Here is an 18,825-nt window from a genome sequence, read left to right on the forward strand (position 1 = left end):
CCGTGAGCACCAGTCGACACCGCGCGGCACTCGGCGAATTCCTGGACGCGCTGGTAACCCGGCCGCGGAGCCTGGGCGTGGAGGGGATCGTGGTGGCACTCGTCGCGCACGCCCAGCGGCTACCCGCCAGCAGTCGCCGGGAACTCGCCCGGATCGGCGCGGAACTCACCGAGCTACGCACGCTGACAGCCCACCGTCGACACCGTCAGATAGCCGGACGATGTTGCCTGACGGCAAGTTAAGTTTTCCTTATCGGGTTGTCGATCTACGAGGGAAGCTCGGTACCTTGCCCGAATGCGACACATCAAGACCGTCATCGCCGCGCTCATCGTGGGTCCGCTGGCCTGGGTCCTGCTCGCCGCTGGACAAGGCCGGTCCCTGCGGGTGTTCGCGGATGCGCAGGACAGTGGTGATGCGCTCGACCCTAACGCTCTGCTGAAGCCGTTGCTGGTACTGGCGGCTGCTGGCCTTCTCCTCGGGCTCATCGCCACCGTCCGGATCTCCCCGATCGGCTCGGTGCTGACCGGACTTGCGTACACGGTCAGCTACGCAGGCCTGTTGTTCAGCCCGGCACGGCTGCTGGACCTACTCAGTCACAAGCTGAGCGTGGCGGGTTACCAGATTGACTTGCTCACCCCCGTACGGACCGGGACGACGCTGCTGCTGGGCTCGCTGCTCCTGGTCGGGGTCGCCAGTGTCCAGCGGTGGCGGCGCTGGCCGCAGTCGGACGCCGATGAGCCGACGATCGTTGTCCCGGACACGATCATTCCGCCGGTATCGGAACGGGACCGCCCGCTCGGCGCGGACGGGCTCGGCTCGACGAAGCAGGGTGAGGATCCGACGAAGCCGGGTAAGTCCGACGAACCGGCGCCGGCGATGGCCGGCGGTTCACGCTGGACCGATTCGCCGCGCAGCCATTCCACGAACGAGCCCTGGCAGTCAGACGCGACGCGCTGGCAGTCCCCGCCGCGGGGGACGGGCTACCCGAGCTGACCGGGAAGCCCGCGTCAACGGTTCAGGCAAGTCGGCGCAGGGCAACACCGAGCGTGGCGATGCCCTCCCTGCTGACCCTGGTACGTCGCGACCTTCGGACGACGGCCGCGGCGCTCGGCATGCCACCTGCGCGACCGAGGCCCGATACGCAGACGAGCGGCCGAGAAGGAGGATGGAATGCGAGCGGTGCGATTCCGACGGTACGGCGGTCCGGAGGTGCTGGAGGTCCTGGAAGTGCCGCGGCCGTCGGCGGGACCGAGGCAGGTGGTTGTCGAGGTCGTCACCGCGGCGCTCAACCCTGGGGAGATCGGTATCTGGGAGGGCATCTTCGCCAACATCTGGCCGGCGACCTTCCCGGAGGGGCAGGGTAACGACTTTTCGGGGGTGGTCGCCGAGGTGGGACCGAAGGTCGCCGGTTTCGCCGCCGGACAGGCCGTGTATCGTGCCAAACTCGCTGCGCGGGGCTGACCCGAGGCTTCGTTGATCCGGTCAGGCCGCTCGGTGATACTCGTTGATCACGCCGCCGAGGATCCGTCGTCGCCGTATCGGCGCGTTGATCGGGATGACGACGCTGGGATCGTGGTTCGGTGGCCGTTGGGCGAGGCGGCTCTGTTGCATCGAACGTCGGCAAGATCGACGCAGACTTGAGCAGTGAAGTCATCGACCCGACCTGGACCGTGGCTGCCTCCGACGTCCGCGTTCGCCGGGTTCCGGTTCCCACCGGAGGTGATCGTGGTCGCGGTTCGATGGTATCTACGCTTCAACCTGTCGTATCGGGACGTTGAGGAACTGCTGGTCGAACGTGGCGTGGAGGTCGATCACGTCACCGCCTACCGGTGGGTGCAGCGGTTCACCCCACTGCTGGCCGACGTCGCCCGCTTCAGCCGCCACTCGCCAGGTGACCGTGCGCGGTGGAGCGGTAGGTCACTCCGCTCCACCGGGCCGGTCGCTGGTTGCGTGAGGCGCGCTCGATGCGCCAGATCCTCTGCCGGCTGTATTCGAGGGCCTCGGCGGCGGCGCGCACGGTCACGCCGGCCTCGGTGCGAAACTGGCGCAGCAGCCGGCCGAGCTGCCGACGCGGACACCCACCGCGAGCCCGACCCCGACGCTCGTTGCCATCCCGTCGATCAGGGCTCCCATCGGGGGCACAACTCAGGCGGCGTTGCTCGGTGCAGCAGGCCGGGCAGCGGCGCGAGGAGGATGAGTTCCTCCAGGCACATCGGGCACTGCCGCAGGTGGGTTTCAAGTTCCTGCCGTTCGAGCGGGCCGAGGGCGCCGATGAGCAGCGAGGCGACCGAGGTCGTGAACGGGCACGGCGGCTCAGCTGTCATGGTGGGCTCCGCGTTGCCGATCGAGCCAGCCCGGCCAGAGCCGCTGGGCGACCTGTAGCGGCAGGCGGCCACCGAGGTGCATGGCTCGGGCCACGCCGCGGTAGCCGGGCGGGAGGCCGGCAGCGATGACGATGTGTCCGATGAGGACCGGTGTGATGAGGTACGTGGCCCATCGGTGCACCCGCTGCAGCCAGACGAACCAGGGGCCACCGGTGACCAGGACCAACCCGATGCCGCTGCCGATCAGGGCCACGAACAGCCCGACCATCAGCAGGTTCGCGACCCGTTGTCCCGGGTCGAAGTGGCCCTCGTGCCGGGCGAACCGGCCGGTCATGAATGCGCCCGGCCAGCGGGCGAACCACCTCAGATCGCCGTGGTCGTAGCGCAGCGACTCCCGGAGGAAGGCGCGGGTTGCCCGTACCCCGAGCGTCACCGCGCTGGCGGCCAGTGCCGTCAGCGCCCAGCCGGCATCCAAGTGCAGGCTGGTGTCGGCGACCCCGGTCATCCGGGCGGCAACGCTGGGTTGCCCCTCCCGCCCGGCGACCAGCCACCAGCCAGTACCCAGCAGGACCAGCACGGTGAGATAGGTGAGTGCGTGGAACCACCGCGTGGCGCGGGAGTAACGCCGAACAGTGCCTGGAGCCCGGGCCATGGCGTCAGTAGCCGTACGGATCGGCGCCGGAGGATGTGGGCGACCCACCATCGCCGCCGGCGCTGGGCGAGGGCGCCGGCCCGCCGCCACTCCCGACGGTGATCGGCGTGGTGGCCTCGGCCCCGGCCGGGGAGTGGTTGGCGTTGCGCAGCGACACGTGCATCGTGTGCTGGCCCGAGGGCGCGTCGGTGATCCGGGTGGTGTTCGACTCGACGATGAGGTAGTCGGATTCGTTGTCGTCGAACCAGATGTGGACGTGGTGCTGGCCAGACTCGCTCGCGCCGAGCGGCACGCTGCTGTCGACCTTGACGGTGAAGGGGGTGGACACGGTGGCGCCGCTGACGGGCTCGACGACGAGGACCGACAACTCGCCGCTGTCGCCCCCGGTCGCGCCGTTCGGTCCGGTGCAGGCGGCCAGTGTGGCCAGCATCGCCACGCCTATCGCAATCTTGAGTCTCATACCAGTACTACCTGCGTCGACCTGGGGAGGGATTTCTCGCCCAGGAGAGATCCCGCAACGACGTGTCGTGCGTAGTACTGAATGTGGGTGTCAGTGACGAGGCTATGGTCGCTGGGATGGCGGCCGGGGATCCGCAGTCCACGGCGAGCTTCGTGCGCCGCTTCCAGGCCCGGGTATACGGCCTGGCAGTGAGTATCGTCGGGGTCACGGCCACGGCCGAGGACGTCGCCCAGGAGGCGTTCGTGCGGGCGTGGCGGTACGCCGGCGGCTACGATCCCCGCCGCGGCGCCGTGCTGCCGTGGCTGCTGTCCATCACCCGCAACGCGGCAATCGACGCGATACGGCTGCGCCGCGATCGCCCCTACGAGCCGGAGGTGATGGTGGCGCTGCTCACCGCCGCCGAAACCGCCATCACCGCACCGACCGACGAGGTCGCCGACGCCGACCGCATCCGCGTCGCCCTGCGCGAGCTGCCGCCCGAACAGGCCACGGCCGTCGTCCTGGCGATCTTCCACGGACTCACCGCCAAGGAGATCGCCGAGCGGCAGGGCCTACCGCTGGGCACCGTCAAGACCAGGATCAGGCTGGGCCTGTCCCGGCTACGCGATCATTTCGAGGTACGTGATGAGTGAGCTGCCACAGTGCCCCGACGTGCGCGGCGTGCTTCCGGAGCTCGCCTCCGGTGCGGCCGCCGGGGATGATCGGGCCTGGGCCCTGGCCCACGTGGCGCGCTGCCAGGACTGCCGCCGGGAACTTCACCACCTGACCACGACCGCCGATGCCGTCCTGCTGCTCGCGCCCTCCGTCGATCCCCCGCCGCAGTTCGAGAGCAGCGTCCTCGCCCGGCTGGACGCGGCTCCCGCGCCGCCACCGCGCCGGCGTTTCGTGGCCCGGCGGCGGGTCGTGGCGGCCCTGGCGATCGCGGTCTCCGTGCTGGTCGGCGCCGTGGGTGGGGCGCTGTTCGTCCAGTCACGTACCGCAGAGGACCGGCGCCTAGCCGACCAGTACCGGCAGACCCTCGCTGTCGCTAACGGTCGCTACCTCAAGGCAACCACCCTGACCACTGCCGACGCACGACCAGCGGGCACCGTCTTCCTCTACCAGGGGAACCCGTCCTGGGTGCTGGTCACCATCACCGCCGCGCCCGCCGACGGCCCCTATGTAGCCTTCGCCGTCGACCGTGCCGGCGCCATGCACCCGATCGGCACCTGCCAGGTCACCAACCGCACAGGAACTTACGGATACCAGCTCCGGCTGGCGGTCGCCGAGGTCAGCCAGATCCGCCTCCAGTCGGCCGACGCCGTGCTGACCGGGGCGCTGATGCGTTAAGGGATCGTCAAGATCACTTGTCGCAAGACTTCCTGCAAGATCGAGCTTGGGGCCCACAACTCGGTCTACAGGATCGGGACAAAAGGTGTCCTACTGACAGCCGTATCCAGCAACCGATGGCCGCCCTGCCGCCCGTCTGGAACCTCGTGACGGGAAGATCTGCGGCGCCGAGACGGCGCGATGGCTTAATGCAACAGCGCCTGCTCGGCTCGCCCGGGTCGATGGCAGGCGGGATGGCTCCCTCCGCAACCACCCACGGCCCGGCACCCGCCGACGGTCTTCGGCCATCCGGGAGCCGGAGCGCCCCCGCCGGAGGCGCCCTAACCGCAACCCGCACGAGCTGCCAGCTCGCCGACGCCGCCGGCGCGCGATCCCCTACGCCGCGCGGGTTCTGGCCGCGCGGCCCGGCCGGCTGCCGGCCCATCACACCACCGGTCAACGGTCTGTCGTTCTGCGGCGGCCCTCCGGGCTTCTCCACTTCCGCGCCAGCCGCCGGGCGTCAGGCGTGGCGGCCGCAGAGCGACAGCGGCAGCGGCAGGCGCGCGCCCCCTGGCGGCGGCGCGTGGGGCCCGATGCGGGCCGCTTGAAGACGTACAGAAACTTTGAACTTCGCCGGGCAGCCGGCTGTGTCGTACTCCGCTTGATCCCTTACACGGTGACTTCAGTTGATGGGTTACACGGGCCTTGAGCATGCCGGATACGGACCGTGACGCCGACTGTCCACGACGGCTGCTGTGCCAGGCATCCGCTTCTGCCGAGAAGCGTGTACCCGATCTTGGTGCTCTCGACTCGCTGACAACAGCGACGGTGGCCAAGTTGGCTGACGAAGACGCCCACCGGCGAGCGGCCGGGCGTGGGTCACCACTCGAAGGTTTTCCACTCCCGTGTCGGAATGCGGCCTTCGTTGGTGTCCCAGCAGCGATCAGCCCATGCCTTTGCCACCATCACTGGGCGGCTCAGCACAACGTCGCCAGCTCGCTGTGCCCGCAGCACCAACCCGAGTTGTGGCGAGCACGGATCGGCGCACTGCGAGTACCGCATTTCCCTGCTGTGGGCCACGAGGTAGTCAGTGAACTCATCCTCCAGGCGTGAGGGCGTCTGCCCTACCAGTCGCATCCCCTCCAGGGTCACCTGTGGGCCACGCAGCGCATTAACCGCGATGCCCGCCAGGCCGATCGACTCGTCGTAATAGGCGGTAACCGCCGGCCCGGAGAACCTCGCGTCAGTACATCGCTCAAGCCAGAATTCCGCCCACCCTTCACTGCCCGAGGTGCCGTCCGAGACGGCAACGATGAGGGCGCCATGCACCGCGGCCTGAACTTGGTCGTGTGTCATGCCGAACTCCAACGGGCCGACGCGCTCGAAAGGCGTGAACGACCACGGGAGCCGCTGCGCCTCGACCAGAACGCCCCAGACGTCCGTCGCCATGTCCCCCTCCCGGTGGAATTGCCGTGCCCCCGCAGCCAGCGGCGCGAAGATGATAATGGACGGAATCCGCTTCCCGGGTTGCCCCGGACTGCGTCTGAGCTGCTCGCGGTGCACGGATCTGCCGCCGGCCGAGCATGGCCACGTCCGCCGACGGGCCCGACCCGCCGCCACCCGCCGGGAAGTCGGGCGGGGTCGCGGCGGTCAGCGGGTCGCGGCGGCTACCCGTAGCCCCAGGGCGATGAGCACGGTGCCGCTGACCGCTTCCAGCCGACGGCGGATCACCGGTCGGCGGAACCACGCGCCCGCTCGCCCGACCACGGCCGCCAGACCGAGGTACAGGACGATCTCGATAGCTACCTGGAGCAGCGCGAGGAGGGTGGTGGTCGCGAACAACGGCCGGTCGGTCGGCACGAACTGGGGGTAGAACGCGATCATGAACACGGCGGCCTTCGGGTTGGCGAGCATCACCAACGCACCCTCGCCGAAGGACTTCCACCAGCTCCGCTTCGGGTTGGGCAGTAGGTCCTCGGTCGGCTCCTGGACCGACTCCAGCTTCCGGCTCTGCCAGGCGGTCCGCCACGCCTTGATTCCGAGGTAGATCAGGAATCCCGCGCCGATCACCCGGAGGATAATGAAGGCTGCTTGCGAAGCGGCAACCATGGCTGCCAGACCTGCGGCGGCGAACAACGCCCAGAGGTAGAGACCGGCCTCCAGGCCCAGTACGGTCGGCACTGCTCCGGCGAATCCGCGCAGCGCCGCCCGACGCATGATCAGCGCCATCGCAGGACCTGGAGATGCCGAGATCAGCACAACGGCAACGACGAAGGCAGGTAGCGAGGCGACGAGATCCATTAGTGGATCATCCTTACTGGCGCCGCCCCGCTCAACCCCCTTTCCCAAGCCAACCGACTACCGGCGCCGCCGGACGTCGATGCCGCGTTCGGCGTCGCTGCGCCAGCACCTGACCGGCGCGATCGGGGTCTCGCCGACGGCGTACCGGCAGACGTTCCGGACCATGGTGTCGACGGCCCGCGCGTCGTGACCGGCACCCGACATCCGCTTCTGCCGCGGACCGTGCGCTGCGGAGCGTCACGATCGCTCGAGCCATGCGCCGTCCGGTCGTGCCGATGAGCGTGCCCCCGGTCGCGCCCCCGTTGGACCCTTGCATAGGCTGCGTCGCCATGGACGAGTCGCGCGGGTCAGGAGTCCTCCGTCATCAGTCGCTGCACGACGGGTTCGTACCGGCGCAAGGGCCGCAGCAGGCCTTCGCCGACGCTATCGACCGACACATCGAGGAACACTTCGGGCCCGTCGAGTTCGTCTACCACGAGATCGCCTCGCGCCTGGTCGGTGTGCATGTCTATGTCGTGGCCCCGACCGAGGAACGCCCGTACCGGACGCTGATCACTTCTGGGATGAGTGATCTGCCGATGACGGTCCCGGAGGGCCACGACATCAGCCCGTACGCCGAACTGATGCTCAGCCTGCCGGCAGATTGGCCGCTGACCGAGGTAGCCGGGCTCGGCGACGAAACCGGGTGGCCGCTGCGGATCCTCAAGCAGGTAGCTCGGCTGCCGCACGAGTACGGAACCTGGATCGGCGAATGGCATTCCGTGCCGAACGGCGATCCCGCGCAGCCGTACGCTACGGACACCCCGTTCGCCGGAGTCGTCGTCACGCCGATGCTGCGGGTGCCGCCAGAGGCCCGGACGATCGACGTCGGCGGCGGCGTCCGAATCGCGTTGCTCGCGCTGATCCCTCTGCACCCAGAGGAGATAGCGGTCAAGGTCGAACGCGGTACCGACGCACTCATCGAAGTCCTCGACCGTGGCCGCGTCACCGAGTTGCTGGACCCGCGCCGGCCCTCGTACGCCTGACAGCTCGATCGGACGCGCTGACCAAGGTCACGTGCGCGCTTCTGCCGCTGATCGCGCGTCTTGACCAGCGTCGAGGATCGCATGCTCAGCGATAGGCGGCACGCCAGTTACGCACCGTGACAGCCGAGCCTGGCGAGAGCCGGCCAACTGTCACCCTTCAAGTGAAGTCGATGTGTAACGGATCAAGTGGAGCCCGGCACCGTGTCGTACTCCGGTTGATGCGTAACACGTTGACTCCGCTTGATGGGTTACGCGATCCCCCGGCTCGCCGGCTACCGACTGTGAACCCCGGTGGTCTAGGACGCGGATGCGGCAACATCCGCTTCTGCCGATGTGCGTGTGTTGTGACCAGCCGCGACAGCATGATCCAAGACCATCACCGACAGGGCTGCGCAAGGCAGTCACAGCGGGCCGCGGCATACCCTGAGCACACTTTCGCGGAATGCCGTGCCAGCGTTGGCTGATGTCATCCGGCCCGCGATGACCTCCTGAGCTGCGGCATGGCCGAGGCCGATGATCGCGGCGAGGTACCAGGTGGTGGGCATCGCGCGGTCGAACTCCCGGCGACGGCGCCCACGCTCGATTAGCCGAAGCAGCCCGCCCATGACCGGTTCGTGGCGCTCCCGCTCGTCGCCGCTCTCCGGCGCGACAACCGCCGGAGTGAGCAGCACCGGATAACGCTCCAACAGCGCCCAACTGGCGTCGACCCAATGTGCTAGGGCGTCGATGGCGCTGCCACGATCGAGGTCGAGTCCGCCGAGTCCGCTCGCGACCTCGGCCGTGATGTGCCGCGTTACGGCCTGCAGCAGCGCGTCGCGGGACGGGTAGTGCGCGTAGATCGTCTGGCGGGAGACTCCGGCAGCAGTTGCGATCTCGTCCATTGATGCGTCTGGTTTTCGGCCCAGTAAGGCGACCGCGGCGTCCAGGATCACGGCGATACTGCGCCGCGCGTCGGCCCGCTGCCGTCGCTGCCCTGGCTCCCGTACCTCAGACACGGTTGTCAAGCCTACCGCCCGGAGCTAAGTTGGACACGCCTGTCAGAGCTAGTTTGATCGACGCGGAGCTGAGTATGGATGTCAAGATCGCGACCTACCTCATCCAGTACCCGCAGGAAGTCACCTTTGGCGAGGAGGACGCGGAGGCAGTATTCGACCGGTACCACACGCCGGACTTCGTCATGCGCAACGACGGCATCTGTCTCGACCGGCAGAAGCTGCTCGCGCACGTCCGACCGGCCCGCAAACGCGCCAAGGGTGTCCGCGTCGAGGTACACGAGACCATGAGCATGGCTGACCGGGTGGCCGCGCGGTACACACTGTCCGCAGACATGGCTACCGGGAACACGATCGCGACAGAGATCTACATGTTCGGCCAACTTTCGGCGGACGGACGGCTTCGGCGGGTCGACCAGATCACCCGCGACGTGTCACCCAGCCGATGAGTCTCCTACGTGCCACATTGAGGCGGACGGCCTGATCGTGCACCTGGTCAAGCTGGCTGCTGCCGTCGTCACTGACGATCGATCCGCCGGCAGACCAAGTCAGGCCACCCACCGTGTCCAGCTCGAGGTCCTCGGATAGCCGGACATCGGGTACGACCTCCCCGTGCCAGCAGCCGGTGATGCCTCGGAGCGGAGTCTCGCAATCGGCAACCCAAGACACGCCTCGCATTGCGGCTTGCACGGTCATCAGAATGCTGCTGATCCTGTCGCATTGCCGTGGGCGGAGTGCCCGGATCTGCCGCGATCCGCGCGCTACGCGGCGTTACGAAGTGCTGACTCGGCCGCCATACGCACATGCCGAGATGAGTGCGCCTGATCTTGCGGGCCAGGGCGTCATGCACGATAGACAGAACGCGCAGTCTGACTGCGCGTTCTGTCGGATGGCCATCGACGCAACGGCCGCCGGCCTACGTCGCCATGTCAGTCGTCGGGCTCCACGGTGAACCACCAGTCACCGCTGACGTGGACCTGCAGCCTGACGCCGAGTCCTGTCTCCGTCCGCACCTCTTCTGGTGCGTCGGCCGGGGTGCCGGGAACGTAGGAGTAGTACCAGTTCCACCTCCAGGAGCTGTCGCGGAGGTGGAACGACGTGCCGGGGCCCCAGCCGCCCTTCTCAATCCGGTGCACATTCACGCCAGAGTGCTCGATCGCGTCGGACACCCGCGTGAACGCAGCCTCGCTCTCAGCGTCGAACGGCAGCTCGGGGTCGTCGGGATTCGCGCAACTCGAGTCGCGGTCCCGGAACGCTCCGTGCGACCAGGTGAACACGCGGCACGCCGGACGACCCCACGCCGCTTTCTCGTCGATGTACAGGGTGAGCCCCAAGTCGTCTGCCACCGGCAGAACCTGACGTTCCAGGTCCGCGACGTCGTCAAGCTGCCTTTGGCGCGGGAACACCGGCGGCTCACCCTGGTTGATGAGCGAATGGACGTCGTACCCGCCAGGCATGACGAACCTGCCGCCGCCGGGCAGCTCGATTGGGCCTGCCGCCGTGAGTCCGACGACCGCGGCCACGACCGCGGCGACGCTGCCAAGCGCCCGCCGGCGCCGGCTGCGGCGCATTGCTCGCCGTGCGGCGGCGAGGGTACGCCCGGCGTCGGGACCGGCATCCGGGTAGCCCGGGGCGCCCGCCCGCAGCCGGGCGAGAACGTCATCATCGTGAAGCTGGACGCTCATCGCAGATCCCCTTCCGCGAAGATCTCGCGCAGCCGGGCGATCCCGCGCGCGTGGTGGGACTTAACCGTGCCGACCGAGATCCCCAGCTCGTGGGCAACCTCGGTCTCGGTGAGGTCGAGCAGGTGTCGCAGCACCACGACCCGCCGCTGCGCCAGCGGCAGCCGGGCCAGAGCCTGGACCACGGCGTTGCGGGCGACGACGGCACCCGTGTTGTCAGGCCCGGCCTGTTCGGGCAGCGCGCCCGGGTCGACGACGACCTCGCGACGCGTGCGCCGCCACCCATCCACCCGCAGGTTGACCAGCACCCGACGCGCGTACGCCTGCGGGTCGCCGTCGCGCGCCACGCGTCGCCAGGATCGATACATGCGCTCGTAGGTGGCCTGGACCAACTCCTCCGCACGGACCGGGTCACCACACAGCAGCACAGCAGTGCGTAACAAATATCGACCGGACGCGACCACGAACGAGACGAACTCCTGATCACGCGTGCCCCCTGGCCTGACGCGGACGGGGGCACCCCCAAGCTCATCAACCACCGTGGGCGCCACGGGTACGGAGCCAGCGGCAGATGGCTCGCTATACATGCTCACACTCATCACCACGCAGCAGCATCACTGAACGTTGTCAACGGATCAGGTCAATCCCAAGCGGCGCCCGGCAGGGCCATACGCGCATCGATGACGCCAAGCAAGGTCAAGCGACCGATCATGCCGCTGTCCGGGCGCCCATGATGCTGGCCATGGTGCATGGTCATGTCGATGACAGCGTGTCGTAGCTCGCGTACGTTGGCGCCGTGGCGACTTTTTGGACCTTGGGATGCGATGCCGACGATCCCCAGCGGATCGCTGCTTTCTGGGCGCTGGCCCTCGGCTATGTCAAGGAATCCGGTTTCGACGAGCCCGACAACGCGTCCATCGTCGACCTGGATGGCCGGGGCCCTGCCATTGGTTTCCTCAAGGTGCCCGAGGGCAAGTCCGCCAAGAACCGTATGCATATCGATATCCGGGTGGCCGGTCCAGGCCCCTGGGACATGGCCGAGCGCGCCCGACTGATCCGGCAGAAAGTGCCCGAGCTGGTTGCCGCCGGCGCGACGGTGGTCCGCGAGGAGTGGTACGGCGACGTCCTCGGGCACGTCGTCATGCATGACCCCGAGGGCAACGAGTTCTGCGTCGCTTGATGCCATGATCAGTGCCGCATTCCGGCATCCGGATCTGCCGCAATCCGCGCGCTACGCGGCGTCACGAAGTGCTGACTCGGCCGGCATACGCACATGCCGATGACAGTGCGGTGCCGACCGTCAGAAGTTGAACGACCTCATGCGGGTATTAGGCCGATCTGATTGCCATTACCGGGGCATCGTCTGCGCGTCGCGGGGTCGGCGGCCGTTGCGCGCGGGGTTTCGATCGGGATCCGTGGGCGCTACCGCAGTTGGTCGCGGCGGCGGGTCAGGTAGGCGGTCTCGGCGGTGTTGCCCGCCAGGTTGATGGCTTTGTCGTAGGCCGCACGCGACTGCTGACTCTGGCCCAGTCGGCGCAGCAGGTCGGCGCGGGTGGCGTGGTAGGCGTGATAGCCGGCCAACGTGTGCTCAAGGCGGTTGACGGCCGCGAGGGCCACCTCTGGGCCGTCGAGCTCGGCGACCGCGATGGCCCGGTTGAGGGCGATGACCGGTGACGGGTCGAGGCGGACGAGTTGGTCGTAGAGGGCGAGGACCTGTGACCAGTCGGTGTCGCGTATGTCGCGGGCGGAGGTGTGCACGGCGTTGATCGCGGCGAGGATCTGGTAGCGACCCGGGGCCACCCCGGCGGCGGCAGCGGCGAGGCGCTCGCGCACCAGTCGGTGGCCCTCGGCGATCAGCGTCGCGTCCCAGGCCCCACGGTCCTGCTCGTCGAGGGCGACCAGTTCGCCGCTGGCCGAAACCCGAGCGGGGCGGCGGGCCTCGGTGAGCAGCATCAGCGCCAGCAGCCCGGCCACCTCACCGTCCTCCGGCAGCAGAGCGCGGATCAGGCGGGTGAGCCGGATCGCCTCGGCGGTCAGGTCGTGACGCACCGGATCGGTGTCGGGGCCGGTCGCCAGGTAGCCCTCGTTGAACACGAGAAAGAGGACGGTGAGGACGGCGGCGACGCGTGCCGGGAGATCCTCGGCGGCCGGCACGCGATAGGGGATCCGAGCCGCCTTGATCTTGGCCTTCGCGCGGGTGATCCGCTGCCCCATGGCACTCTCGGCCACCAGGAAGGCGCGGGCGATCTCGGGCACGGTCAGGCCGCCGACCATGCGCAGCGTCAGCGCCAGGCGGGCTTCCATCGCCAGCGCCGGGTGACAGCAGGTGAAGATCAGCCGGAGCCGGTCGTCGTCGATGGCGCCGAGAGGCTCGGGCGGGTCGTCGTACACCATCTGAGCCTCCTTGTGCTTGTCGTCGCGCTTGTTCTCGCGCCGGATCCGGTCGATGGCCTTGCGAACGGCGGTGGTGGTCAGCCAGGCGCCGGGGTTGGGGGGCACGCCGTCGGCCGGCCACCGCTCGACGGCGGTCGCGAACGCCTCGGCGGCCGCTTCCTCGGCGATGTCGAGGTCACCGAAGCGCCTGGTCAGGGCGGCGACCACCCGGGCCCACTCGTCGTGGTGGGCCCGGGTGATCGCCTCCTCGACGTCGCTCACTGGAACGGCCGCACCTCGATCTTCCGATCGCAGACCTTCGACGCCTCGGCGGCGAGATTGAGCGCCACATCCAGATCGGGGGCCTCCCACACCCAGACGCCGGCGAGGTACTCCTTCGACTCCACGAAAGGCCCGTCGCTGAACACCGCCTGCTCGCCCCGGTTGTCGATGACGGTGGCCGCGTCGGTGTCCGCGAGTCCGCCCGCGAAAACCCAGTAGCCCTCGGCGATCAGTCGTTCGTTGAACGCGCTGATGGCAGGCTGCCTGTCCGTGCTGCCGGGATTGCTCTTGTCATCGATCACGGAAACCAGGTACTGCATCTGAAGATCATCTCCTGTGGTGTCAAGACAGCGTGGTTCGGTGGTCAGGGACTTCAGGCCGTTGCATACCGCGGGCGCCCGGCCGGCCGGTAGACCTGGATCGTCACGCCCTTCGAGTCGACCCGCGACTCGACCAGGTCGAGCGCAAGATCCGGACCGGTCTCCGGGAACAGTCTCGCGCCCTGGCCGAGGATCACCGGGATCACGATCAGAGTCATCTCGTCGACCAGATCGTTCTCCAGCAGCCACCGGGTCAGGGCGCCACTGCCGTGTACCTGCAGCTCACCCCCGGGCTTGGCCTTCAGCTCACTGATGGCCGCCGCGAGGTCACCGCGGAGAACGGTCGTGTCCTCCCAACGCGGCGCGGTGAGCGTGGTCGAGGCAACGTACTTGGGGGCCTCGTTCAAGGCCACGCCGATGGGATGTGCGCGCATCTGGTCGATTGATCCCCAGGAGCCGGCGAACAACTCGTAGGTGCGCCGGCCGAACAGGAACGCGTCGGCGCGCTGGTAGGTCTGCGTGATGAACGTCCTGGTCTCGTCGTCACCCGCCCCCCGGGCCCATCCGCCGCGCTCGAATCCGTTCCTGCGGTCATCCGACGCGGCGCCGTTTCCCTGCATCACTCCATCGAGGGTGACCTGGGTCATGGTCGTCAGCCTCATGATCGCGGTTCCTTTGCCTTGGCGCCGCCCCTTGTGGGCGGCCTCACCCCTGCTACGAACACCACCGCCCCGATCCGACACCCCCTCCCGGATTTCTTTGAAGAACTTTCCGGGACGCCTCTTCGGCAGCACGTCGGAGTCGAGCCTGTCGGCCCCCGAGGTTGCGCACCGCCGCTCGGCCTGACCGCCCGCATCCAGCGCTTCGGCGGCTACGCCACCGACGAGGTTGCCCTCGCGCCCGAGCCGTTCGACGCCCGCCACCACCGGTCAGGATCTTCGCGTCCGCGAGGCGGTCACCCGGGCCCACCACGAGGAGTGTGCCCGGGTGGTCGCCGCCCTGACCAGGCGCTTCGGTGACCTCGACATCGCCGAGGAAGCGGCCCGCGATCATCGCCCGAAATGCGGGCAACGCGGCGTCGACCGGCTCCCCAACGTGACCATCCCGCCGCATCGGCTCCCGCCGGGCAACTCCGCGAGCCAATACCGCAGATCCGCACCCATGTGCCGGTACAGCGCACGGTAGTTGCGCCGGTCCACGCTCAACCTGCGGGTGGCATGGTGCTGGACGTCGGCGTACGCCCGCTCGGCGGCGCGTAGCTTCCGCTGCCAGGTGCGCTGCGGCCGACACGCGCCAGCGAGCCGTCCAAGATCAGGTGTGCGGATCTGCCGCTGACCGCGCGTTGCTGGTGGGCACCATCCATCGCGCGTCCCGGCAGCAGGCGGCGGATCAGTCACGCGGTGTGACGACCAGGCACTACCGGCCGGCGAGCTGTCACCCATCAACTGGAATGGATGCGTAACGCATCAACTGGAGCCTGACACCGGGCAGCCGGCTGCCTGCGCCGGTTGAACCCGCCCACGGCGGCCTCGGTTGATGATTGACACCTGGTCGGCCTGGTGCTCGTTGCGCCTGTAACTCAGGCGGGAGGAGCACCGGGTGGGACTCGCGGAGTTGAGCGTCATGGAGCAGCGATTTCACGCGTTGATGGAGTGCCTGGGCGGCACTCCGAAGACGGAGGTCGCCGCCCGGTATGGGGTGTCGCGGCAGACGATCCACAACTGGCTGGCTCGGTATGCCGCCGAAGGCGTCAGGCGCGGCCGGCAACGCGGTGGCCTTCGCGCTGGCCGCCATGCCGTACCTGGCGGTGGCGGGCTGGCTGGTCGGCTCCCGGTCGTGGCCGGCCCGCTCTGCCCCTGTCAAATCGGCGGTTACCGGGTAATGCGGGTCTTTCCTGACTACGGTATCTGCGGAGGCGATGCCGGTGACGATGGAAGCAGAGCGCACCCTGCGCGCGGAGGAGCTCACCCGACTGGGTGAGCTCGCCGCCCAGCTCCGAGTGGACGCGATCCGGTGCAGCACCAGGGCGGGATCGGGGCATCCGACCTCGAGTCTGTCCGCCGCGGACCTGCTCGCGGTGCTGATCTCCCGGCACCTGCATTACCAGTGGACGGACCCGCGCGGTCGGACCAACGACCACCTGATCTTCTCCAAGGGCCACGCCTCGCCGCTGTTGTATGCGGTCTTCAAGGCGGTGGGCGCGATCACCGATCAGGAGTTGGTCGAGACCTACCGCCAGTTCGGGTCGCGCCTGCAGGGACACCCCACGCCGGCCCTGCCCTGGGTCGACGTGGCCACCGGGTCGCTCGGTCAGGGACTGCCCGTCGGGGTCGGGATCGCGCTCGCCGGCCGGTACCTCGACCACCTGCCGTTCCACGTGTGGGCGCTGTGCGGCGACAGCGAGATGGCCGAGGGCTCCATCTGGGAGGCGCTGGACAAGGCCGGCCACTACGGACTGCGCAACCTCACCGCGATCGTCGACATCAACCGGTTGGGGCAGCGGGGTCCGACCGAGTTGGAATGGGACCTGGACACCTACCGCCGCCGGGTCGAGGCGTTCGGCTGCCAGGCGCTCGTCATCGACGGCCACGACCTGGCCGCGATCGACGAGGCGTTCGGCCGGGCGCGGCAGGCGACGGGTCCGACCGTGGTGCTCGCCCGGACGGTCAAGGGCAAGGGGGTGCCGGAGGTCGAGAACCAGCCCGGGTGGCACGGCAAGCCGCTGAAACCCGACATGGCCGAGCGGGCCGTGGAGGCTCTCGGCGGGGTACGCCAGATCCGCGTCACCGGGCCGCAACCCGAGTCCGCCCCGCCCGCCGGCGCCCCCGTCGGCGAGCCGCCCGCGCTGCCGCGGTACGACAAGGGGGCGAAGGTGGCCACCCGGAACGCGTACGGTGACGCGCTGCGCGCGCTGGGCTCGCGGCCGGACGTGGTCGCCCTAGACGGTGAGGTCAGCGACTCCACCCGCGCCGACAAGTTCGGCGAGGCGTATCCCGACCGATTCTTCGAGATGTTCATCTCCGAACAGCAACTGGTCGCCGCCGCGGTCGGGCTGCAGGTACGCGGCTATCGGCCCTTCGCGGCGACCTTCGCGGCGTTCTTCTCCCGCGCCTACGACTTCGTGCGGATGGCCGGCATCTCCCGGGCCGACATCGCCCTGTCCGGGTCGCACTGCGGGGTGGAGATCGGGGCGGACGGTCCCTCGCAGATGGGGCTGGAGGACCTGGCGGCCATGCGCGCCGTGCAGGGGTCGACGGTGCTGTATCCCAGCGACGCCGTGTCCTGCGCGGCCCTCGTCGCGCAGATGGTCGACCGCAAGGGCGTCAACTACCTGCGCACCACCCGAGGCAAGTACCCGGTGCTCTACGACAACGAGGACGCCTTCCCGGTCGGCGGCAGCAAACTGCTCCGCGGCGGCGACGACGACGACGTCGCGCTGATCGGCGCCGGGGTGACGGTGCACAACTGCCTCGCCGCCGCCGACGAGCTGGCGCGCGAGGGGATCAAGGCCCGGGTCATCGACCTGTATTCGGTCAAGCCGCTGGACCGGGACCGGTTGCTCGACGCCGTCCGGGCCACCGGCGGTCGGCTGCTGGTGGTCGAGGATCACTACCCGGAGGGTGGCGTGGGGTCGGCGGTCCTCGAGTCCCTGGCCGACCTCGCCGAGCCGGTGCGAGTGAAGCACCTGGCGGTACGGGGCCTCCCCACCTCCGGTACCCCGACCCAGCTGATGGACCAGGCCGGGATCGGGGTGAGCGCCATCGTCGCGGCGGCACGCGCCGCGGAGGCCCCCGGCCAATGACGCGGCGGGCGCCGTTTCACCCTTGGACGCGCGGGTAGACGCAGCATTCGCGGCAGGAGGGGGTTCGAGGTGAAGTACGCGGAGTTCATCCAGTCGGTGTCGACGCGACCGAAGATGTCACCGACGCTGGCCGAGCCGATCACCCGTGCCACGCTCGCGACGTTGGCGGAGCGGCTCAGCGGCGGCCAGGCACGGGATCTCGCCGTGCAGCTCCCCGAGGGGCTGCGGGGAGACCTACGCAAGCCCGACGAGGAGGCCGAACCGTTCGGGCTTCCCGAGTTCTTCGAGCGGGTGCAGCAACGCGCCGCGGTGGAGTTCCAGACGGCGACCGACGGGGTGCGCGCCGTGTTGGACACGCTGCGGGACGCGGTCAGCGCGAAGGAGTACGAGGACTCCATCGCCCAGTTGCCGAAGGAGTTCTGGCAGCTGACGGGGCCGGCGGCCACCCGGCTCGAACCCCGCCGGATTGGCACGTAGGCCCGGCGGCGCCGTTGCGTTATCGGATCGGCGGACGTGTTGAACCCGGGTCCGGGCCCCGCGGTTCACATCAGATCGCTTGGGTGAGTTCGGTGAACGCAGCGGCGACCCGCGTAGCGGGCGGGGTGTCGACGGCGAGTTCGTAGTGGCCGCGTCGGAGGTTCTGCATGAACGCGTGGCCGGCGATGATTACCTGTGCTGTCTTGTCCGTTCGTAGCCCGCGCATCGGTCTCCACCGCTGTTTGAGCTGGCTGTGATCAGCCTCGATCGGGTTGTTCGCGTACTGCTCGACGTGGTGCCACGCGGACGGGATCAGCTCGTCGAGCACGCCGGGTAGACCGGCGCGGCGTCGGTGACGACCTCGCCGGGTGTCACCTTCAACGTCGACGGCGCTCGTCGGAAGAATCGCCGGGCCGCGCCGGCGTCGCGGCGGGCCGAAACCAGCACATCGATGACCTTCCCGTCCTGGCCGACCGCCCGGTACACGTACCGCCACACACCGTTCACCTTGACATACGTCTCGTCAACGAACCACCTGTCGCCAGGTGAGTGCCGGCAGAAGCGGGCGGCGTCGGCCAACAGCGGCGTGAACCGCTGCACCCACCGGTAGACCGTGACGTGATCGAACTCGACCCCACGTTCGGCCAGCAGTTCCTCAACGTCGCGATAGGACAGGTTGAACCGCAGATACCCGTGGACCGCGACCACGATCACCTCAGGCGGGAACCGGAAGCCGGCGAACGCGGACGTCGGAGGCAGCCACGAGTCAGGCCGGGTCGACGACTTCACTGCTCAAGTCTGCCTCTATCTTGGCGACGCTCAACGCA

Annotated in this window: 23 protein-coding genes and 2 pseudogenes; 12 read left to right on the forward strand and 13 right to left on the reverse strand. The window is 68.8% G+C overall.

The genetic code is table 11. The features are described 5' to 3' along the window. Nucleotides 1-2 precede the first annotated feature (2 nt). From ACFY29_RS25585 to ACFY29_RS25600, 4 genes and pseudogenes are all read left to right on the forward strand, one after another. Complete coding sequence (locus ACFY29_RS25585; RefSeq protein WP_386990224.1) at nucleotides 3-242, forward strand: hypothetical protein; 240 nt, start codon at nucleotides 3-5, stop codon at nucleotides 240-242. A gap of 52 nt (nucleotides 243-294) precedes the next feature. Beyond that, nucleotides 295-993 carry a hypothetical protein gene (locus tag ACFY29_RS25590; RefSeq protein WP_386990226.1) on the forward strand — a complete coding sequence of 233 codons (699 nt, stop codon included), beginning with the start codon at nucleotides 295-297 and terminating at the stop codon, nucleotides 991-993. 216 nt (nucleotides 994-1,209) lie between these two features. Next, nucleotides 1,210-1,461 (forward strand): alcohol dehydrogenase catalytic domain-containing protein, encoded by a 252-nt coding sequence (locus ACFY29_RS25595; RefSeq protein ID WP_386990228.1) that lies wholly within the window; start codon nucleotides 1,210-1,212, stop codon nucleotides 1,459-1,461. Between the two features lie 213 nt (nucleotides 1,462-1,674). Next, nucleotides 1,675-1,852 (forward strand): annotated as a pseudogene (locus ACFY29_RS25600) (IS6 family transposase); the annotation flags it as partial. A 21-nt stretch (nucleotides 1,853-1,873) separates the two neighbouring features. Here ACFY29_RS25600 and ACFY29_RS25605 read toward each other — a convergent pair. From ACFY29_RS25605 to ACFY29_RS25620, 4 genes are all read right to left on the reverse strand, one after another. Further along, entirely contained in the window at nucleotides 1,874-2,023 is a 150-nt protein-coding gene (locus ACFY29_RS25605; protein ID WP_386990230.1) for a hypothetical protein, read from the reverse strand. 97 nt (nucleotides 2,024-2,120) lie between these two features. Continuing rightward, a complete protein-coding gene (locus ACFY29_RS25610; protein ID WP_354968209.1) occupies nucleotides 2,121-2,324 on the reverse strand; it encodes a hypothetical protein in 204 nt (67 codons plus the stop codon). Continuing rightward, a complete protein-coding gene (locus ACFY29_RS25615) occupies nucleotides 2,314-2,976 on the reverse strand; it encodes a cytochrome b/b6 domain-containing protein (protein ID WP_386990231.1) in 663 nt (220 codons plus the stop codon). The genes ACFY29_RS25610 and ACFY29_RS25615 overlap by 11 nt, the downstream gene beginning before the upstream one ends. Before the next feature lie 4 nt (nucleotides 2,977-2,980). After that, nucleotides 2,981-3,436, reverse strand: coding sequence for a hypothetical protein (locus tag ACFY29_RS25620; protein WP_386990233.1), 456 nt, complete (start codon nucleotides 3,434-3,436; stop codon nucleotides 2,981-2,983). A gap of 116 nt (nucleotides 3,437-3,552) precedes the next feature. Between ACFY29_RS25620 and ACFY29_RS25625 the strand changes: the two genes are divergently transcribed. Next, nucleotides 3,553-4,068, forward strand: coding sequence for an RNA polymerase sigma factor (locus ACFY29_RS25625; protein WP_386990234.1), 516 nt, complete (start codon nucleotides 3,553-3,555; stop codon nucleotides 4,066-4,068). Then, complete coding sequence (locus tag ACFY29_RS25630; RefSeq protein ID WP_386990236.1) at nucleotides 4,061-4,765, forward strand: hypothetical protein; 705 nt, start codon at nucleotides 4,061-4,063, stop codon at nucleotides 4,763-4,765. Before ACFY29_RS25625 ends, ACFY29_RS25630 begins: the two co-directional genes overlap by 8 nt. A gap of 858 nt (nucleotides 4,766-5,623) precedes the next feature. Here ACFY29_RS25630 and ACFY29_RS25635 read toward each other — a convergent pair. Further along, on the reverse strand, nucleotides 5,624-6,193 hold the full coding sequence (locus ACFY29_RS25635; protein WP_386990238.1) for a hypothetical protein: 570 nt from the start codon (nucleotides 6,191-6,193) through the stop codon (nucleotides 5,624-5,626). Nucleotides 6,194-6,394: 201 nt separating this feature from the next. Then, nucleotides 6,395-7,093, reverse strand: coding sequence for a LysE family translocator (locus ACFY29_RS25640; RefSeq protein ID WP_386990240.1), 699 nt, complete (start codon nucleotides 7,091-7,093; stop codon nucleotides 6,395-6,397). A gap of 227 nt (nucleotides 7,094-7,320) precedes the next feature. On the opposite strand from ACFY29_RS25640, the gene ACFY29_RS25645 reads away from it, so the two are divergent. Next, nucleotides 7,321-8,070 (forward strand): suppressor of fused domain protein, encoded by a 750-nt coding sequence (locus tag ACFY29_RS25645; RefSeq protein WP_386990807.1) that lies wholly within the window; start codon nucleotides 7,321-7,323, stop codon nucleotides 8,068-8,070. A 401-nt stretch (nucleotides 8,071-8,471) separates the two neighbouring features. On the opposite strand, the gene ACFY29_RS25650 is transcribed toward ACFY29_RS25645, so the two are convergent. After that, the gene (locus ACFY29_RS25650; RefSeq protein ID WP_355605451.1) at nucleotides 8,472-9,065 is read right to left on the reverse strand and encodes a TetR/AcrR family transcriptional regulator; all 594 of its coding nucleotides are present in this window, start codon (nucleotides 9,063-9,065) and stop codon (nucleotides 8,472-8,474) included. Nucleotides 9,066-9,139: 74 nt separating this feature from the next. On the opposite strand from ACFY29_RS25650, the gene ACFY29_RS25655 reads away from it, so the two are divergent. Continuing rightward, nucleotides 9,140-9,511: a nuclear transport factor 2 family protein gene (locus ACFY29_RS25655; protein WP_386990242.1), complete on the forward strand. Its 372-nt coding sequence runs from the start codon at nucleotides 9,140-9,142 to the stop codon at nucleotides 9,509-9,511. A gap of 480 nt (nucleotides 9,512-9,991) precedes the next feature. On the opposite strand, the gene ACFY29_RS25660 is transcribed toward ACFY29_RS25655, so the two are convergent. Together ACFY29_RS25660 and ACFY29_RS25665 are read right to left on the reverse strand one after the other, a co-directional pair. Next, a complete protein-coding gene (locus tag ACFY29_RS25660; RefSeq protein WP_386990244.1) occupies nucleotides 9,992-10,747 on the reverse strand; it encodes a hypothetical protein in 756 nt (251 codons plus the stop codon). Continuing rightward, nucleotides 10,744-11,343 (reverse strand): SigE family RNA polymerase sigma factor, encoded by a 600-nt coding sequence (locus ACFY29_RS25665; protein ID WP_328414692.1) that lies wholly within the window; start codon nucleotides 11,341-11,343, stop codon nucleotides 10,744-10,746. The genes ACFY29_RS25660 and ACFY29_RS25665 overlap by 4 nt, the downstream gene beginning before the upstream one ends. 197 nt (nucleotides 11,344-11,540) lie before the next feature. Between ACFY29_RS25665 and ACFY29_RS25670 the strand changes: the two genes are divergently transcribed. Continuing rightward, nucleotides 11,541-11,924, forward strand: a complete 384-nt coding sequence (locus ACFY29_RS25670) for a VOC family protein (protein ID WP_328414693.1) — start codon at nucleotides 11,541-11,543, stop codon at nucleotides 11,922-11,924. Between the two features lie 242 nt (nucleotides 11,925-12,166). Here the strand turns inward: ACFY29_RS25670 and ACFY29_RS25675 are convergent, their stop codons facing one another. From ACFY29_RS25675 to ACFY29_RS25685, 3 genes are read right to left on the reverse strand one after another with little or no spacing between them, the layout of a single operon-like run. Then, complete coding sequence (locus ACFY29_RS25675) at nucleotides 12,167-13,399, reverse strand: RNA polymerase sigma factor (protein ID WP_386990246.1); 1,233 nt, start codon at nucleotides 13,397-13,399, stop codon at nucleotides 12,167-12,169. Next, nucleotides 13,396-13,719: a YciI family protein gene (locus tag ACFY29_RS25680; protein WP_386990248.1), complete on the reverse strand. Its 324-nt coding sequence runs from the start codon at nucleotides 13,717-13,719 to the stop codon at nucleotides 13,396-13,398. The genes ACFY29_RS25675 and ACFY29_RS25680 overlap by 4 nt, the downstream gene beginning before the upstream one ends. 53 nt (nucleotides 13,720-13,772) lie before the next feature. Further along, nucleotides 13,773-14,642, reverse strand: a complete 870-nt coding sequence (locus tag ACFY29_RS25685; RefSeq protein WP_386990250.1) for a dihydrofolate reductase family protein — start codon at nucleotides 14,640-14,642, stop codon at nucleotides 13,773-13,775. A 700-nt stretch (nucleotides 14,643-15,342) separates the two neighbouring features. On the opposite strand from ACFY29_RS25685, the gene ACFY29_RS25690 reads away from it, so the two are divergent. The 3 genes from ACFY29_RS25690 to ACFY29_RS25700 all read left to right on the forward strand — a co-directional run bounded on the left by ACFY29_RS25690 (nucleotide 15,343) and on the right by ACFY29_RS25700 (nucleotide 17,998). Then, nucleotides 15,343-15,699: a helix-turn-helix domain-containing protein gene (locus tag ACFY29_RS25690; protein ID WP_386990809.1), complete on the forward strand. Its 357-nt coding sequence runs from the start codon at nucleotides 15,343-15,345 to the stop codon at nucleotides 15,697-15,699. Then, nucleotides 15,650-17,521, forward strand: coding sequence for a transketolase (locus ACFY29_RS25695; RefSeq protein WP_386990810.1), 1,872 nt, complete (start codon nucleotides 15,650-15,652; stop codon nucleotides 17,519-17,521). The genes ACFY29_RS25690 and ACFY29_RS25695 overlap by 50 nt, the downstream gene beginning before the upstream one ends. 69 nt (nucleotides 17,522-17,590) lie before the next feature. Further along, the gene (locus ACFY29_RS25700) at nucleotides 17,591-17,998 is read left to right on the forward strand and encodes a DUF2267 domain-containing protein (RefSeq protein WP_386990252.1); all 408 of its coding nucleotides are present in this window, start codon (nucleotides 17,591-17,593) and stop codon (nucleotides 17,996-17,998) included. 70 nt (nucleotides 17,999-18,068) lie between these two features. Here the strand turns inward: ACFY29_RS25700 and ACFY29_RS25705 are convergent. Further along, a pseudogene (locus ACFY29_RS25705) lies at nucleotides 18,069-18,757 on the reverse strand (IS6 family transposase). Nucleotides 18,758-18,825 lie beyond the last annotated feature (68 nt).

The organism is Micromonospora sp. NPDC000668 (assembly GCF_042897975.1).
GTDB lineage: Bacteria > Actinomycetota > Actinomycetes > Mycobacteriales > Micromonosporaceae > Micromonospora.

Coding starts and splice junctions, on each gene's coding strand:
- ACFY29_RS25660 (WP_386990244.1), bottom strand. CDS start 10,747: ATGAGCGTCCAGCTTCACGATGATGACGTTCTCGCCCGGCTGCGGGCG.
- ACFY29_RS25695 (WP_386990810.1), top strand. CDS start 15,650: ATGGAAGCAGAGCGCACCCTGCGCGCGGAGGAGCTCACCCGACTGGGT.
- ACFY29_RS25665 (WP_328414692.1), bottom strand. CDS start 11,343: ATGAGTGTGAGCATGTATAGCGAGCCATCTGCCGCTGGCTCCGTACCC.
- ACFY29_RS25620 (WP_386990233.1), bottom strand. CDS start 3,436: ATGAGACTCAAGATTGCGATAGGCGTGGCGATGCTGGCCACACTGGCC.
- ACFY29_RS25635 (WP_386990238.1), bottom strand. CDS start 6,193: ATGGCGACGGACGTCTGGGGCGTTCTGGTCGAGGCGCAGCGGCTCCCG.
- ACFY29_RS25655 (WP_386990242.1), top strand. CDS start 9,140: ATGGATGTCAAGATCGCGACCTACCTCATCCAGTACCCGCAGGAAGTC.
- ACFY29_RS25615 (WP_386990231.1), bottom strand. CDS start 2,976: ATGGCCCGGGCTCCAGGCACTGTTCGGCGTTACTCCCGCGCCACGCGG.
- ACFY29_RS25630 (WP_386990236.1), top strand. CDS start 4,061: ATGAGTGAGCTGCCACAGTGCCCCGACGTGCGCGGCGTGCTTCCGGAG.
- ACFY29_RS25680 (WP_386990248.1), bottom strand. CDS start 13,719: ATGCAGTACCTGGTTTCCGTGATCGATGACAAGAGCAATCCCGGCAGC.
- ACFY29_RS25610 (WP_354968209.1), bottom strand. CDS start 2,324: ATGACAGCTGAGCCGCCGTGCCCGTTCACGACCTCGGTCGCCTCGCTG.
- ACFY29_RS25645 (WP_386990807.1), top strand. CDS start 7,321: ATGAGCGTGCCCCCGGTCGCGCCCCCGTTGGACCCTTGCATAGGCTGC.
- ACFY29_RS25590 (WP_386990226.1), top strand. CDS start 295: ATGCGACACATCAAGACCGTCATCGCCGCGCTCATCGTGGGTCCGCTG.
- ACFY29_RS25690 (WP_386990809.1), top strand. CDS start 15,343: ATGGAGCAGCGATTTCACGCGTTGATGGAGTGCCTGGGCGGCACTCCG.
- ACFY29_RS25625 (WP_386990234.1), top strand. CDS start 3,553: ATGGCGGCCGGGGATCCGCAGTCCACGGCGAGCTTCGTGCGCCGCTTC.